Annotated in this window: 15 protein-coding genes; 14 read left to right on the top strand and 1 reads right to left on the bottom strand. The window is 72.8% G+C overall.

Annotated elements, in window-relative coordinates:
• The first annotated feature begins 9 nt into the window (after window positions 1-9).
• Window positions 10-1,023: a thiamine-phosphate kinase gene (gene thiL / locus ACR2FV_RS18450; RefSeq protein ID WP_434017170.1), complete on the top strand. Its 1,014-nt coding sequence runs from the start codon at window positions 10-12 to the stop codon at window positions 1,021-1,023.
• A gap of 40 nt (window positions 1,024-1,063) precedes the next feature.
• On the opposite strand, the gene rpmB is transcribed toward thiL, so the two are convergent.
• Entirely contained in the window at window positions 1,064-1,258 is a 195-nt protein-coding gene (gene rpmB, locus ACR2FV_RS18445) for a 50S ribosomal protein L28 (protein ID WP_434017169.1), read from the bottom strand.
• A gap of 189 nt (window positions 1,259-1,447) precedes the next feature.
• Here rpmB and ACR2FV_RS18440 point away from each other — a divergent pair, with 189 nt between their 5' ends.
• The 13 genes from ACR2FV_RS18440 to ACR2FV_RS18380 all read left to right on the top strand — a co-directional run bounded on the left by ACR2FV_RS18440 (window position 1,448) and on the right by ACR2FV_RS18380 (window position 15,513).
• Window positions 1,448-1,861 (top strand): YjbQ family protein, encoded by a 414-nt coding sequence (locus ACR2FV_RS18440; protein WP_434017168.1) that lies wholly within the window; start codon window positions 1,448-1,450, stop codon window positions 1,859-1,861.
• A 10-nt stretch (window positions 1,862-1,871) separates the two neighbouring features.
• A complete protein-coding gene (locus ACR2FV_RS18435) occupies window positions 1,872-3,677 on the top strand; it encodes a DAK2 domain-containing protein (RefSeq protein ID WP_434017167.1) in 1,806 nt (601 codons plus the stop codon).
• On the top strand, window positions 3,674-5,872 hold the full coding sequence (recG, locus tag ACR2FV_RS18430) for an ATP-dependent DNA helicase RecG (protein WP_434017166.1): 2,199 nt from the start codon (window positions 3,674-3,676) through the stop codon (window positions 5,870-5,872). The genes ACR2FV_RS18435 and recG overlap by 4 nt, the downstream gene beginning before the upstream one ends.
• Entirely contained in the window at window positions 5,873-6,997 is a 1,125-nt protein-coding gene (rsmD, locus tag ACR2FV_RS18425; RefSeq protein WP_434017165.1) for a 16S rRNA (guanine(966)-N(2))-methyltransferase RsmD, read from the top strand. It begins immediately after the preceding gene.
• A 25-nt stretch (window positions 6,998-7,022) separates the two neighbouring features.
• A complete protein-coding gene (gene coaD, locus ACR2FV_RS18420; protein ID WP_434017164.1) occupies window positions 7,023-7,502 on the top strand; it encodes a pantetheine-phosphate adenylyltransferase in 480 nt (159 codons plus the stop codon).
• A gap of 123 nt (window positions 7,503-7,625) precedes the next feature.
• Window positions 7,626-8,210, top strand: coding sequence for a YceD family protein (locus ACR2FV_RS18415; protein WP_434017163.1), 585 nt, complete (start codon window positions 7,626-7,628; stop codon window positions 8,208-8,210).
• A 1-nt stretch (window position 8,211) separates the two neighbouring features.
• The gene (gene rpmF, locus ACR2FV_RS18410; protein ID WP_434017162.1) at window positions 8,212-8,406 is read left to right on the top strand and encodes a 50S ribosomal protein L32; all 195 of its coding nucleotides are present in this window, start codon (window positions 8,212-8,214) and stop codon (window positions 8,404-8,406) included.
• A gap of 15 nt (window positions 8,407-8,421) precedes the next feature.
• Window positions 8,422-9,180 carry a ribonuclease III gene (gene rnc / locus ACR2FV_RS18405; protein WP_434017161.1) on the top strand — a complete coding sequence of 253 codons (759 nt, stop codon included), beginning with the start codon at window positions 8,422-8,424 and terminating at the stop codon, window positions 9,178-9,180.
• 3 nt (window positions 9,181-9,183) lie between these two features.
• On the top strand, window positions 9,184-10,113 hold the full coding sequence (mutM, locus tag ACR2FV_RS18400; RefSeq protein WP_434017160.1) for a bifunctional DNA-formamidopyrimidine glycosylase/DNA-(apurinic or apyrimidinic site) lyase: 930 nt from the start codon (window positions 9,184-9,186) through the stop codon (window positions 10,111-10,113).
• A gap of 74 nt (window positions 10,114-10,187) precedes the next feature.
• A complete protein-coding gene (locus ACR2FV_RS18395; protein ID WP_434017159.1) occupies window positions 10,188-10,496 on the top strand; it encodes an acylphosphatase in 309 nt (102 codons plus the stop codon).
• Between the two features lie 154 nt (window positions 10,497-10,650).
• A complete protein-coding gene (gene smc, locus ACR2FV_RS18390; RefSeq protein WP_434017193.1) occupies window positions 10,651-14,265 on the top strand; it encodes a chromosome segregation protein SMC in 3,615 nt (1,204 codons plus the stop codon).
• Window positions 14,266-14,364: 99 nt separating this feature from the next.
• Window positions 14,365-14,661, top strand: a complete 297-nt coding sequence (locus tag ACR2FV_RS18385) for a hypothetical protein (RefSeq protein ID WP_434017158.1) — start codon at window positions 14,365-14,367, stop codon at window positions 14,659-14,661.
• Window positions 14,662-14,799: 138 nt separating this feature from the next.
• Window positions 14,800-15,513, top strand: coding sequence for a mycothiol-dependent nitroreductase Rv2466c family protein (locus tag ACR2FV_RS18380; RefSeq protein ID WP_434017157.1), 714 nt, complete (start codon window positions 14,800-14,802; stop codon window positions 15,511-15,513).
• The last annotated feature ends 317 nt before the right edge of the window (window positions 15,514-15,830 follow it).

Below are 15,830 nucleotides of genomic sequence, written 5' to 3'. Positions count from 1 at the left end.
GGATGCGGTATGTCGCAGCACCCGGGCCCCACCCTGGCGCAGATCGGCGAGGCGGGGCTGCTCGGTGAGATCTTCGCGCGGCTGGACGCTGCTGCGCGGCCCGGCACGGGGACGGACGTGCTGGTCGGCCCTGGGGACGACACGGCATACCTGCGCACGAGCGGTGCGGTGCTGGCGACCACGGACACGATGGTGCGCGGCCGGGACTGGCTGGACCGTTGGTCCTCCCCGAGTGACGTGGGGGGCAAGGTCGTGGCGCAGAACCTCGCCGACCTGGCCGCCATGGGGGGTGTCGGCACCGGGCTGCTGGTCACCCTCGTCGCGCCGGGGGACCTGCCCGTGCGGTGGGCGACGGACTTCGCCGACGGCCTCGTCGCGGCGGCCGCCCGGGCGGGCGTGCCGGTGCTGGGGGGTGACCTGTCCTCATCCGAGGGCGCCGTGATCGTGTCGGTCACCGCGCTGGGTGAGGTCCCGGGCCAGGGAGCGGTGCTGCGCTCGGGAGCGGTCGCAGGGCAGGTCCTGGCGGTGTCGGGGCCCCTGGGGCGCTCGGCGGCGGGATTGCAGCTGCTGCGCCGAGGTGATGACGACCGTTGGCCGTCACCGGAGGTGGCGCAGCGGGCGGCGCAGCTGGTGGGATATCACTGCTGCCCGGACCCGGACCTGACGCAGGGGCCGATCGCGGCGGCGGCCGGTGCCACCGCGATGATCGACGTCTCCGACGGGCTGGTCCGCGACGGCGGCCGGATCGCCAAGGCCAGTGGAGTGCGGATCGAGCTCGACGCCGACGCGCTGACCGCACTCGCCGAGCCGTTGGCGCAGGTGCTGGGGGCACAGAGCGCGCTGGACTGTGTGCTCAGCGGGGGTGAGGAGCACGTGCTGCTGGCCACCATGGAGGCCGGCGCGGTGCCGCCGGGCTGGACGACGATCGGGACGGTGACGGCTGCCCAGGGCGGACCGGGGCCCGGCGTGTGGTGGCGCGGTGAGCAAGCCACGGGCGGTGGCTGGGACCACTTCGGCGGCTGACGGCATACCCCCACCGGCCTGGCCGGGGGAGCGCGAGGGACTAGCGGTTGACCTTGCCGGCCTTCAGGCAGGAGGTGCACACGTTGAGCCGCTTGGGCGTTGCACCCTTGGGCCCGACCATGGCGCGGACGCGCTGGATGTTGGGGTTCCAGCGACGCTTGGTGCGCCGGTGCGAGTGCGAGATGCTGTGACCGAAGCTCGGTCGCTTGCCGCAGACGTCGCATGTGGCAGCCACGGGTGTCTCCTGAGATTGTGAGGTCGAAGAGGGCAGCCCTGTGCTCGGTGAAGCACCAGGGAACCGGCCAAGCGTAGCCGACGGCCTGAACGCCGCCCAAATCGTCGGATGGAGGCGAATCCACGGCGGGATCGGTCGCGGCACAGGTGTCGTCGCGCCTCGGTCGGTGCCTGCTGACACGATGGTCACATGCTGACCAAGACCATCGAGGTGACCACGGGCGAGCGCGAGGTCGTGCATGAGCTGACCAACGAGTGCGCGGCGCTGGCCCGCGAGCACGGGGGTGACGGGATCCTGCAGGTCTTCGTCCCGCACGCCACGGCCGGTGTGGCCATCCTGGAGACCGGTGCCGGCAGCGACGACGACCTGCTCGCCGCTCTCGGCGACCTGCTGCCGACCGACGACCGCTGGGTCCACCGGCACGGCAGCCGAGGACATGGCCGCTCGCACGTGCTGCCCGCGCTGATCCCGCCCTATGCCACGGTGCCGGTCCTGGCCGGCCGGCTGGCGCTGGGGACCTGGCAGAGCATCTGCCTGGTCGACCTCAACGTGGACAACCCCGTCCGCACCGTGCGCCTGTCGCTGCTGGGCGGGGGCGGATAGCCTGCCGACCGTGCCCAGCCCTGACCTTGCCGCCGAGGGCTCCGAGAGGCCGGTGCTCGATCTGGCCACGGCCCGCCGGTGGGCGGTGACCGCACGGGCCCTGCTGGCCCGGGCCCGGGAGCGGATCGACGCGCTCAACGTCTTCCCCGTGCCCGACGGTGACACCGGCACCAACCTGTTCCTCACCGTCGACGGCTCGCTGGACTTCTTGCGCGGTCAGCACGAGGTGACCGGAGCGCCGCTGCGCCTGGACCAGGGGCTCGCGCTGCTGGCCCGGGGGATGCTGTTGTCTGCCCGCGGCAACTCCGGGGTCATCCTGAGCCAGTTGGCACGGGGACTGTCCGAGGCCGTGGCTCAGGACGGCGGCGGCGTGGACGAGGTCGGGCCTGCAGCGCTGGCCGATGCCTTCGAGCGAGCGGCTGACCTGGCCTGGGCCGGGGTGTCCCGCCCGGTCGAAGGCACCATCCTCTCGGTCGCCACGGCCGCGGCCACTGGTGCCCGCGACGCGGTGGTGCCGACGGCCACCACGTATGACGTCGCGCTGGCGGCCCTCGACGCGGCTCGGGCGGCGCTGGCGCAGACCACCGAACAGCTGCCCCGCCTCGCCGCCGCCGGGGTGGTCGACGCCGGGGGAGCGGGTCTGGTCCTGGTCATCGAGGCCTTGGAGAACGTGCTGTCCGGCCGCCCGCACGAAGGGATGCCGGGCTTGGCGCAGTGGTGGGAGCAGCATGCCCCGAGCGACCTGGCGGTCGACGGTGACCGAGCCGCTCTGGACCGGACGTGTGAGAGCAGCGACGGGACCCACGAGGTGATGTATCTGCTGGAGGGCTCCGACCCGGAGCGTGCCCACCACCTGCGCGCCCACCTGGTCCGGATCGGCTCCTCGGTGCTGGTCGTCGGCGGGCCGACGCAGTGGCGCATCCACGTGCACCTGGACGACCCGGCCCCGGCGGTGGAGGCCGGCTCCCTGGCGGGGCGCGTGGAGCAGGTGGCCATCACGAGGCTGATCCCCGCGGAGGGCGGTGACGGCTCGGAGCGTGGCGACGGCTCAGCTGGTGGTGGCGGCGTCGCAGACCCGCCGGATGCCGCTGGAGCCGTGGCCGGACGGGCCTCAGGTTCGAGGTCCCGGCGCGACCGGCCTGTCGCTGCGCTCGGCGTCGTGGCCTGCGCTCCCGGGGCGGGCCTGGCCGCCGTGCTGGCACGCGCCGGCGCCGAGGTGGTGCACTCCAGCGCGGGGCGGCGCGCCTCCACCGGTCAGCTGCTCGGGGCCGTGCGGGCGGTCCCGGCGGGCCAGGTGCTCGTCCTGCCCAACGACCCCGACACCATCCTGGCCGCCGAGGCCGCTGCCCGCGCCGCGGCCGACGAAGGCCGCTCGGTCCGGGTGTTGCCGACCCGGGCCGCGGTCCAGGGCCTGGCGGCGATGGCGGTCTGCGACCTGGCGGGGGAGGTCGAGTCGACCCTGGTGACGATGGCCGACGCGGCGGCCGCTGTGGCCTACGGAGCGCTCACGGTGGCCGACGACGACGGGACGACCCCCGCGGGACCCTGCCGCGCCGGGCAGTGGCTGGGTCTGGTCGGCGGCGAGATCATCGGGGTGCACGACCGGCGCAAGGATGCCGCCAAGCAGGTGCTCAAAGCGTTGACGAAGGGGGTCTCGGGTCCCCCCGAGCTGCTGACCGTCGTGGCCGGTCGCGGGACCGGCCCGGCGGACCTGGACAAGCCCCTCGCCCGTTGGGCTCGACGGCACGACGACGTGGAGGTGCATCGCCTCGACGGAGGACAACCCACCTACCGCTGGCTGCTGGGGCTGGAGTGAGCCTCATCTCACGGGACAACCGGCTGGGCGCCGTGCTGGCCGGCACGGCAGCCAAGCTGCAGAAAGGGCGCGGGATCAGCACCGTCGGGGAGCTCCTCGACTTCCTGCCCCGCAGATACCTCGACCCGGCCCGGCCTACCCGCTTCGAGACGCTCACCGAGGGCGAGCTCGTCGTGGTCGTGGCCACCGTCAAGCAGTCGGTGACCCGCCGGATGCAGCATCGGCGCGGCTCCATCCTGGTCGTCACCGTCGTCGACGAGCACGAGGGCGAGCTGGACCTGACCTTCTTCCGCCCCCACGGGCACGACAAGAAGCTCCTGCCCGGCCGGCGGGTGGTGTGCTCCGGGACGGTCAGCACCTTCCAGCTGCGGCGCCAGCTGACCCATCCGGACTACCACGTCCTGGACTACGAGGTCCCCGACCTGGAGCGGATGCCGGGGCTCGGCACCGGGCTGATCCCGATCTACACCCTCACCAAGGGCCTGTCCTCCATCGACGTCTGGAAGGCGATGGCGCTGACGCTGCACGCGGTCGAGGGACTGCCCGACCCGGTCCCGGTCGAGGTCCGGGAGCGGCACGGCCTGCCCGACCTGCGCACCGCATACCAGCTGGTCCACCAGCCCCGCACCGAGGCCGAGCACCGACGCGGCCGGTGGCGGCTGAAATACCAGGAGGCGTTCGTCATCCAGGCCTCCCTGGCGCAGCGCCGTGCGGCCTCCGACGCCGCGCCGGCGGTGCCCCGGGTGGCCACCGACGACGGGTTGGTCGCGGCGTTCAGCCACGCGCTGCCGTTCGAGCTGACCGACGGACAGCGGCAGGTGCTCGCCGAGCTCACCGCCGACCTGGCGCGCAGCACCCCGATGCACCGGCTGCTGCAGGGCGAGGTCGGCTCCGGCAAGACGATCGTGGCGCTGCTGGCCATGCTGGCGGTCATCGACGGGGGCGGCCAGGCGGCGCTGCTCGCCCCGACCGAGGTGCTCGCCCTGCAGCACGCCCGCTCCCTGGCCGCGATGCTCGGCCCGATCGCCGAGGCCGGGCTGCTGGGGGGTATGCAGGGCGGCACCCGGATCGCGCTGCTCACCGGCAGCCAGCCGGCCGCGCAACGCCGCGAGAACCTGGTGCTGGCCGCCAGCGGGGAGGCCGGCATCGTGGTCGGCACGCACGCGTTGATCCAGGAGCACGTGCAGTTCGCCGAACTGGGGCTGGTCGTGGTCGACGAGCAGCACCGATTCGGGGTCGAGCAGCGTGAGGCCCTGCGGGCCAAGGCCGGGTCCGAGGCGGCGCCGCACGTGCTGGTGATGACCGCGACCCCGATCCCGCGAACTGTGGCGATGACGGTCTACGGCGACATGCAGACCTCCACCCTGCGCGAGCTGCCCCGCGGGCGACAGCCGATCCGCACCCACGTCGTGCCGGGGGAGAAGCCCGACTGGGTGCAGCGGACCTGGCAGCGGGTGGCCGAGGAGGCGGGACGCGGGCACCGGGTGTATGTCGTGTGCCCCCGGATCGGGGAGGAGACCGACACCGTGCTGGACGCCGAGGCCGGCCCCGGCTCGCCCATCCCCGTCCCGCGGGGGGAGGACCGAGAGCTGCACGGCGTGCTGCAGGTGCACCGGGCGCTGCAGGCCCTGCCGGCGACGTCCGGTCTGCGGATCGCGCTGCTGCACGGGCGGTTGTCCGCGGAGTCCAAGGACGCGGCGATGCGCGACTTCGCCGACGGTGAGCTCGACGTGCTCGTGGCCACAACGGTGATCGAGGTCGGCGTCGATGTGCCCGAAGCCACCGTGATGGTGGTGCTGGACGCCGAGCGGTTCGGGATCTCCCAGCTGCACCAGCTGCGGGGGCGGGTAGGCCGGGGCGACCAGCCGGGGCTGTGTCTGCTGATGACCCAGGGCGTGGACGGCCCGGCGCAGGAGCGGCTCGACGCGATCGCCGCGACGACCGACGGCTTCGAGCTGGCCCGGCTGGACCTGGAGCAGCGCCGGGAGGGTGACGTGCTCGGTGCCTCTCAGAGCGGTGGCCGCAGTGGTCTGCGCTTCCTGCGGCTGGCCCGGGACGAGGAGCTGATCGTGGCGGCGCACGAGGACGCCTGGGCGGTGGTGGAGGCAGACCCGGACCTGCAGCAGCACATGGTGCTGCGTGAGGAGATCGCCCGGCTCGACGCAGAGCGCGCGGCCTTCCTGGAGCGCGGCTAGGTGACCCGGATCATCGCGGGGACCGCCGGAGGGCGGCGGCTGCGGACGCCCAAGGGTTCCGCGACCCGGCCGACCTCCGACCGGGTCCGGGAGGCCCTGTTCTCCCGGCTCGAGTCCGCAACCGAGCTGCAGGGAGCGGCCGTGCTGGACCTGTATGCCGGGTCAGGGGCGCTGGGGCTGGAGACTGCCTCGCGTGGAGCGGTGCAGGTGCTGTGCGTCGAGTCGCACCGTGCCACTGCCCGGCTGATCGAGGGCAGCGCTCGCGACCTCGGGCTGACCCAGGTGCGGGTGCTGGCCGAGCCCGTGGAACGGGTGCTGGAGCGCGGGCCGGGCGACACGGCATACGACGTGGTGCTCGCCGACCCGCCCTATCCGCTGACCGAGCCCGAGCTGGCGCAGGTGCTGACCCTGCTGGAGCGGCACGGGTGGGTGGCAGGTGACGGGCTGGTGGTCATCGAGCGGTCGGCCCGCAGCCCCGAGCCCTCCTGGCCGTGGGGGCTGCGCCCGCTGCGCGCCCGGCGCTACGGGGAGACGACGCTGCACACCGCCGAGCGTCTGTCGGCCACCGGTGACAGGATCGTGGGCATGACTGGCTACACGATCCCCCGACCCACCTCCGGCGACGTCGTCGACCTCATCCTGACCGACCATCGGCTGTTCGAGTCGCTGTTGCGCGAGATGCGCGACGCCACCGCCGACCGGGCCGGTGCGCGGGCCGCGTTTGCCGCCGTGCTGATCGCGCACGGCGAGGCCGAGGAGAGCGAGGTCTATCCGCAGCTGGAGCGCAAGGACGCCATCACGCAGGACGAGGCCGAGCACGGTGAGCACGAGCACGCCGAGGGCAACGGGGCACTGCTGGACCTGCTGGAGTGCGTCGGCACGGACACGCAGAAGTTCGACGACGCGGTGGAGTCGATGAGCGAGGCGCTGATGCACCACCTGGGCGAGGAGGAGCAGACCATCCTCAACCCCGCGCGCACCGGCGTGTCCGGGCAGGTCCGCGCCGACCTGGGTATGCGGTTCCTGGCCGCCCGTAGCCGGCACCTCGACGCCGACTGCGGCAGCATCGACACGGTCCGCGAGATCGTGCAGCGCGACCAGCGGCAGGGCAAGCTGGAGGGCTAGGCGGCTCCGCGGATAGATTGGGGGCATGAGCCAGCCGGTCCGCAGATGCGTCTGCCCGGGGTCCTTCGACCCGGTCACCAACGGTCACCTCGACGTCATCGAGCGCGCCGCGAGCCTGTTCGACGAGGTGGTCGTGGCGGTGCTGCACAACCCGGCCAAGCAGGGCAGCTTCACCCCGGAGCAGCGGATCGCCTTCGTCCAGGAGTCGCTCCCGGCCGACCTGGGAGTGCGGGTGCAGGCCTTCGCCGGCCGGCTGCTGGTCGACGTGTGCCGCGAGGTGGGAGCGCAGGCGATCGTCAAGGGGCTGCGGGGCGGCACCGACTTCGCCTACGAGGTGCCGATGGCCCTGATGAACCGGCACCTCACCGGGGTCGAGACCGTCTTCCTCACCGGGGCGCCCGAGTGGGGTCACGTGTCCAGCTCGCTGGTCAAGGAGGTCGCCGCCGGGGGAGGCGACGTCTCCGGCCTGGTGCCCGACTCCGTGCTGCACGCCCTCCGGGGCTGAGCGCGTCGGCATACCGGCCGAGTTGGAGTGCACGCACCGCTCCGGTAGCCTTGCCTGTCGGTCTGCTTCCCGAGGGTCAGACCGACCCCCGATGACCAGCCCGACGAGAAGGCAGCGCTACGCATGGCACACCAGGAGATCGAGGGCCCCTGGGTCCTCGACACCCGGGAGCTGGTCCGCCGGCCGGGCACCATGCGCACCGTGACCCGGATCGTCGAGGCCCCGGAGCCCATCGGGACCGACGTCGTCGCCATCCAGGCCGGCCACCCCGTCGAGCTGGAAGTGCGGATGGAGTCGGTCGTCGAGGGGGTTCTGGCCACCGGCACGGTGCAGGCGGTCGCGACCGGGGTGTGTGTGCGGTGCCTGGACGAGGTCCGCGTGGACGTCGACGTGACACTCCAGGAGCTGTTCGCCTATCCCGACCGCGCGACTCACCACCACCAGGTGGGTGCCGATGACGAGCAGGACACGCAGCACCAGCTCGACCAGGACCTGATGGACACCGAGGAAGTGGTGCGGGACGCAGTGGTCACGACCCTGCCGTTCCAGCCCGTATGCCGGGACGACTGTCCGGGACTGTGCTCCGAGTGCGGAACCCGGTTGGCGGACGACCCGAACCACCAGCATGATGTGATCGACCCCCGGTGGTCGGCACTGGCCGAACATGTGTATGCCGGCGACGGCACCGACGACGAGAAGAGGAACTGACGTGGCTGTCCCCAAGCGCAAGATGTCGCGCTCCAACACCCGGCACCGCCGCTCCAACTGGAAGGCCGAGGCCGTGGCGACGACGGCCTGCCCGCAGTGCCAGGCGCAGACCCAGCCGCACCGTGCGTGTCCGTCCTGCGGCACCTACGGCGGCCGCCACTACGACGCTGCCGAGCGCACGGCCCACCAGGACTGACCGAACTCCTCGGCCATGGAGTCCACAGCGGACGCCCCGACGCAGCCCTCGACCTCGCAGGCCCGGCCGCTGGCTGATCTGGCGACCTACCTCACCCCCGTGATCGAGGGTCGGTGTGCGGAGGCGTCGCTCCAGCGTGCCCTGACCCACCGCTCCTTCTCCTACGAGAACGGCAACGTGCCGCACAACGAGCGGCTGGAGTTCCTCGGTGACGCGGTGCTCGGGGTGGTGGTCACCGACACCCTCTATCACGAGCACCCGGAGCTGGCCGAGGGTCAGCTGGCCAAGCTGCGCGCAGCCGTGGTCAACACCCGGGCACTGGCCGAGGTGGCCCGGGAGATCGGGCTGGGGGACTACGTGCTGCTCGGCCGTGGTGAGGAGACCACCGGGGGCCGCGACAAGGACAGCATCCTTGCGGACACCACCGAGGCCACGATCGGCTGTGTCTATCTCGACTGCGGGATGCCGGCCGCCTCGGCCCTGGTGCATCACCTGCTGGGCGCCCTGATGAAGCAGAGTGCCCGGCTCGGGGCGGGGCTGGACTGGAAGACCAGCCTGCAGGAGCTGGCCGCGAGCAGCGAGCTGGGCAGTCCGGAATACCGCGTCAGCCACGAGGGTCCGGACCACGACAAGGTGTCCACCGCCCGGGCGGTCCTGGCGGATGAGGTCCTGGGCACCGGCACCGGACGGTCCAAGAAGGCCGCCGAGCAGGAGGCCGCAGAGGCCGCGTGGCACGCGCTGTCGGCCCGCGTCGTCCCGGAGACCGACGAGTAGCCGATGCCCGAGCTGCCCGAGGTGGAGGTCGTCCGCCGCGGTCTGGTCGAGCACGTTGTCGGCCGCACCGTCGAGCGCGCCGTGCTGACCGGCACCCGCGTCGCCCGACGGCACGACGCCGGCGCCGCCGACCTGGCCGACCGGCTGGCGGGTGGCCGAGTGCTGGCCGCCGACCGGCGGGGCAAGTACCTGTGGCTGGTCGTGCTCGCCCCCGACCGGACCGCGCAGGCCCTCGTGGTGCACCTGGGCATGAGCGGGCAGCTGCTGGTCCAGCCCGCCGAGCATCCCGAGCCACGGCACATGCACGCCCTGCTCGACTTCGCCGACGCCGGCCCGCAGCTGCGGTTCGTGGACCAGCGCACCTTCGGCGGCCTGGCGCTGAGTGACCTGGTGGCCGACCCGCATCCCTGCGGGTCGCACGTCCACGGGGTGCCCCTCCCGGTGGCGCACATCGCGTCGGACCCGCTCGAGCCGGGCTTCGACCAGGCGGGGGTGGTGCGGTCGCTGAAGGCACGGCATACCGCGATCAAGCGTGCCCTGCTGGACCAGTCGCTGGTCAGCGGCATCGGCAACATCTATGCCGACGAGGCGTTGTGGCGCGCGGGAGTGCACGGGCTGCGGGACTGCTCCGCCCTGACCAAGCCCGCGCTGGGGCGGGTGCTGGACCACGCGGCGCAGGTGATGACGCAGGCGCTGGCGCAGGGCGGCACCAGCTTCGACGCGCTCTACGTCAACGTCAACGGTGCCAGTGGCTACTTCGACCGGTCGCTGGACGCCTACGGGCAGACCGGTCGACCGTGCGCGCGGTGCGGCGCGCCGATCCGGCGCGAGGAGTTCATGAACCGCTCGTCCCACTCGTGCCCGCGCTGCCAGCCCCGGCCGCGGGTCTCGCGTGCGACTCCGGGCCGGAGCGTCATACGCAATGTGCGCTAGAGCGCCACTTCCGTATGACGCTGCCCCCGTATGACGTGGCGCCGAACCGCGGCGTGCGGCATAGCCTGGACGCCATGACGACGGCGGCATCGCAGGACTCGACCACGCGGGCGCTGATCTTCGTGCGCGGCCGGGTGCAGGGGGTGGGGTTTCGGTGGTGGACTCGCGCCCGGGCGATGGAGCTGGGACTGGCCGGGCACGCCCGCAACATGCCCGACGGGCGGGTCGAGGTCAACGCCCAGGGTGCTCAGGCCGACGTCGAGCGGCTGATCGAGAGGTTGCAGGAGCAGCCCTCGAGCCGCAGCCGCCCGGGTCACGTCGCGGGGGTCAGCGTGCAGTGGCACCACCCCAAGGACGGGATCGACGACTTCGTGGAGCGCTGAGCCGCACCGGCCGGACCGGCCCGGCACGCTGCGCGCAGTCGTCACGGCATACCCCGCAGATCCGCGAGGATGCCGTGTCTCGCGGGTACAGTGACGGCGGGTCAGTGGACCCGCTGTGCCCGGCCGGCGACACGAGCAGGAGCGACCCGACCCGATGTACGTCAAGAGCCTGACCCTCAAGGGGTTCAAGTCGTTCGCCTCGGCGACGACGCTGCGGCTCGAGCCGGGCATCACCTGCATCGTCGGGTCCAACGGCTCGGGCAAGTCCAACGTCGTCGACGCCCTGGCCTGGGTGATGGGGGAGCAGGGGGCCAAGAGCCTGCGCGGCGGCAAGATGGAGGACGTCATCTTCGCCGGCACGTCCGGGCGGCCACCGCTGGGCCGGGCGGAGGTGTCGATGACGATCGACAACACCGACGGGGCGCTGCCGATCGACTACAGCGAGGTGACCATCACCCGCACCATGTTCCGCTCGGGGGGCTCCGACTACGCCATCAACGGCACCTCCTGCCGGCTCCTCGACGTGCAGGAGCTGCTGTCCGACTCCGGCATCGGCCGCGAGATGCACGTGATCGTCGGCCAGGGGCAGCTGGATCAGGTGCTGCGGGCCACGCCGGAGGAGCGGCGCGGCTTCATCGAGGAGGCCGCAGGGGTGCTCAAGCACCGCAAGCGCAAGGAGCGGGCGCTGCGCAAGCTGGAGTCGATGGAGGCCAACCTGACCCGCCTGGCCGATCTGACCACCGAGATCCGGCGCCAGCTCGGGCCACTGGGACGCCAGGCCGAGACCGCCCGGCGCGCCTCGACCATCCAGGCCGAGGTGCGCGATGCCCGCGCCCGCATCCTGGCCGACGACCTGGTGCAGCTGAGCACCACGCTGGAGCAGGAGCTGGCCGACGAGACGGCACTGATCCGGCGGCGCACCGCAGTGGAGGACGGGCTGCGTGCCGCTCAGGCGAGCGTGACCCAGCTGGAGGCCGAGGCCGCCGCCACGGCCCCACGGCTCGCCAGAGCGCAGGACCGGTGGTATGCCCTGACCTCGCTGGTGGAGCGGTTCCGGTCCACGGCCGACCTGGCGACTGAACGGGTCCGGCTGCTCGCTCAGGAGGCCGCCGAGGCGGACGAGGATTCCGGATCCCAGCGCACCGGCCAGGACCCCGAGCACCTGCGCAGCCAGGCCGAGCAGATGCGTGAGCAGGAGCGGGCGCTGCTGGACCAGATCGAGACGCTTGCCGAGGCGCTGGCGCAGGCCGAGCAGGCGCGCGGCGAGGCCGAGCAGGCGCACGGCGAGGAGCAGACCCGGTTGACCCGGCTCGCCCGGGCGGCCGCCGACCGCCGGGAGGGGCTGGCCCGGCTGGCCGGTCAGGTCTCGGCACGGCGCAGCCGGATCGAGGCAGGTGAGGCCGAGCTCGGGCGGCTGCAGGCGGTGGCCGAGGCGGTGCTGGAGCGCGCGCACGAGGCGGAGCGTCAGTTCGCCGCGCTCGAGGCCACGATCCTCGACGTCGAGCAGGGGGAGGAGGGCCTGGACCGGGACTACGAGCAGGCTGAGCAGGCCCGGGAGCGCGCCGCCCGCACCCTGTCGCAGGGGCAGGAGCGGATCCGGGCGGCGCAGACCGAGCAGGCGGGTCTGCAGGCCCGCTGTGAGGCGTTGCAGATGAGTCTGCGGCGCAAGGACGGGGCCCAGGCGCTGATGGACGATGGGCCGGCCCGCATCGTCGGCACCGTGACCAGCGTGCTCAGCGTCGAGCCGGGGCACGAGGCCGGCGTCGCTGCTGCGCTCGGCTGGGCGGGAGAGGCGCTGGTGGCCCGCGGGTTGTCCGAGGCCGGCGCCGCCCTGGACTGGCTGCGGCAGCACGACGAGGGTCAGGTGGCCCTGTTCGTGCCCGGAGGGCCCCCCGCCTGGGACGCGGACACGTCGTCGTGGGGGGAGCTGCCCGAGTATGCCGTGTGGGCCGCCGACGTGGTCAGCGTCACGCAGGAGGAGGGCCGGGCCGCGGCTCGGCTGCTCGACCGGACGGCCTTGGTCTCCACCGCGCAGCAGGCGCTGGCGCTGGTGCGCGATCCGGGCCTGCCCTCGGTGGTGGCGGTGACCGCCCACGGCGATGTCTACGGTCCCGGCTGGGTGCGCGGCGGCAGCAGCTCGACGCCGAGTCCGATCGAGGTGCAGTCGGCCTGGGACGAGGCGAGTGAGCGGCTGCGACACGTGACCTCGGAGGTCGAGCAGGCGACCTTCGAGGTGCAACGGGCCGACGCCCGCTTGGCGGAGGCCACCGAGGTCGCCGAGGCCAGGCTCGATGAGCTGCACGACTCCGACGCCCGGATGGCCGCGGTCGCCGAGCAGCTCGGACAGCTGGGTTCCACGATGCGGGCGGCCAGGGCCGAGCGCGAGCGTACGGACCTGGCGATCGTCGAGGCGCAGCGGTCGATCCAGGCCGGCCAGGCCGAGATGGCCGAGCTGGAGCAGCGGCTGAGCGTTGCGGAGGCCGAGCCGGCACGGGATGCCGATGGCGAGCCGGACACGGCCGAGCGGGACCGGCTGGTCGCGGTCGCGGCCGCGGCGCGGTCCGGGGAGACCGAGGCGCGGCTGGCGCTGCGCACCCACGAGGAACGGGTCCGCGCCATCGGTGGCCGTGCCGAGTCGTTGGAGGCGACCGCCCGCGACGAGCTCGCCGCCCGGGAGCGTGCGGCGCAGCGTCGTCGGCGGCGCGTCGAGGAGTCCCGGGTCGCGGTCGCGGTCGCGGTCGGTGCGGCATACCTGATCGAGTGCACACACAAGATGGCGACGGTCGCCGCGGCCGAGCGCGACCAGGCGGCCGCTGAGCAGGCTGAGCACGGGCGGGGGCTGGCCGCAGCCCGGGGGCGGGCGCGCGATCTGGGTGAGGAGCTGCGCGAGCTGACCGACTCGGTGCACCGCGACGAGGTGGCCAGGGCCGAGCAGCGGCTGCGGATCGAGCAGCTGCAGACGCGGGCCACCGAGGAGCTCGGCATGGACCCGGCGGTGCTGGTCGACGAGTACGGTCCGCACCTGCTCATCCCGCCGGTGCCGGGTGCCCCCGGCGCCGAGGACCTGGACGACCTGCCCGAGCCTGCGCCGTTCGTGCGCGAGGCCCAGGAGAAGCGGCTGCGAGCCGCCGAGCGTCGGCTCGGCGCGCTCGGCAAGGTCAACCCGCTGGCGCTGGAGGAGTTCGCCGCCCTGGAGGAGCGGCATACCTTCCTCACCGAGCAGGTCGATGACCTGCGCCGGTCCAAGGCCGACCTGCTGGAGATCGTCAAGGAGGTCGACGAGCGGGTGCAGCGCGTGTTTGCCGAGGCGTTCGAGGACACCGCCGCCCAGTTCGAGGGGGTCTTCGCCCGGCTCTTCCCCGGGGGTGAGGGCAAGCTGCTGCTCACCGACCCCGACGACATGCTGACGACGGGGATCGAGGTCGAGGCCCGTCCCCCCGGCAAGAAGATCAAGCGACTGTCGCTGCTCTCCGGCGGGGAGCGCTCACTGACCGCCGTGGCGCTGCTGGTCGCCATCTTCAAGGCGCGGCCCAGCCCGTTCTACATCATGGACGAGGTCGAGGCGGCCCTCGACGACACGAACCTCGGACGGCTGCTCGTGCTCTTCGCGGAGCTACGCGACTCCCACCAGCTGATCGTGATCACCCACCAGAAGCGCACGATGGAGGTCGCCGACGCCTTGTATGGCGTGTCGATGCAGGGTGACGGGGTGACCACGCTGGTCTCGCAGCGGTTGCGTGACCTGCAGGCCGAGCCCGCCTCCGCCTGAGCGCACGGTCCCAGGTCCTCGGCGCGGCCTCAACCCGGTCGCTGGCGGCGTTGTCGCAGGTCAGCAGGTATGTCGGTGGTCGCGTCTAGGTTGGTTCCCATGGAGCAGACGCGAGGTGGCGACCCAGGTGAGGACACCGTGGGCGAGGCCGTGCGCGGGAGGGTGTCGGTCGCGGGTCTGGGTGAGGTGGCCTGCTGGGCGCGGGCTGCGGTGCACGGAGGGCCCCACCGAGCCGGCCAACCTGATCTGCCTGTGCACGCGCCATCACCGGCTCAAGACCTCGGGTCGATGGCGACCGTCCTGCACCCTGACGGCACGGTCACCTGGACCGACCCGTTCGGCGATACCTGGATCACTTACCCCGTCGACCAGCTCGACCTGCAGGCCGCCTGCTAGATCCCACACTGGGTCGCAGAGCCCGGTGAGGCCCCGCCAACGGCTCGGGCCGGTCTGTCCGGCACCCGGAGGACCTCCGTGCCTTGGAACACTCGTGCCCCATGGAACATCACCGCGTGACGCGGGGTTGCCCAGGACATGACAGAGACCACGACATCCTCCGGCCGCGTCGAGTTCTTCTTCGACCCCGCCTGCCCGTTCTGCTGGCAGACCTCCAAGTGGTTCCGCCAGGTAGGTGGGCAGGTCGAGATGCAGCAGGTTTGGCGCTTCATCTCCCTGGCCATGCTCAACGACGAGATGAAGGAGCTGGATAGCGCCGGCGGCCACAACGTCGGGCACAAGATGCTCCGGGTGGCCGCGGCCGCGCAGCGTGACCATGGGGCCGAGGTCGTGGGGCCCCTCTACGAAGAGATGGGCAACCGGCTCTGGGAGCAGGCCCCTGACGTGGCAGGGCCCCTGGAGGGTGACGAGCTCCGGGAGGCCATGGGCAAGCACCAGATGCGGGTCCTCGCCGATCTCCCGGCCATTCTGGAGTCGGTGGGACTGCCGACGCCCCTGGTTGCGGCCGCTGAGGACACGCGCTACGACGACGAGCTGCAGGCCTCGACCGACGAGGCGATGGAACGGACCGGCGGCAACGTGGGAACCCCGATCCTGGCCTTCGGCGAGCCCGGCGGCCCCGCGTTCTTCGGCCCGGTCATCTCCAAGACACCCTCCGACGAGGACGCCGTCAAGCTGTGGGACGCCGTGACGACCATGACGACGTTCGACGGGTTCGCCGAGTTGAAGCGTTCGCTGCGGGACCCACTGGACAACGGGTTGATGAACACGCTGAATGCCGCATCGGCCTGATCGGCCCCTTCCCCTTCCCCTTCCCCTTCCCCTTCCCACACCCCAGCCACATACTTCTTCCTCCAGCGCCTTGGATGCACGAACATGACGCCGGAAGTGACATCAAGAGCCTGGGGGCCCGGGACGTGGGTGTGAATCTGCTCACCCCGGGGGGGGGGGGGGGGGGGGGGAGGGGGAGGGGAGGGGGGGTGGGGGGGGTGGGGGGGGGGGGGGGGGGGGGGGGGGGGGGGGGGGGGGGGGGGGGGGGGGGGGGGGGGGGGGGGGGGGGGGGGGGGGGGGGGGGGGGGGGGGGGGGGGGGGGGGGGGGGGGGGGGGGG

It is taken from the genome of Ornithinimicrobium sp. (genome assembly GCF_051004135.1).
Taxonomy (GTDB): domain Bacteria; phylum Actinomycetota; class Actinomycetes; order Actinomycetales; family Dermatophilaceae; genus Ornithinicoccus.
The sequence above is the reverse complement of the archived record's forward strand: the minus strand, read 5'-3'. Positions and strand labels throughout refer to the sequence as shown.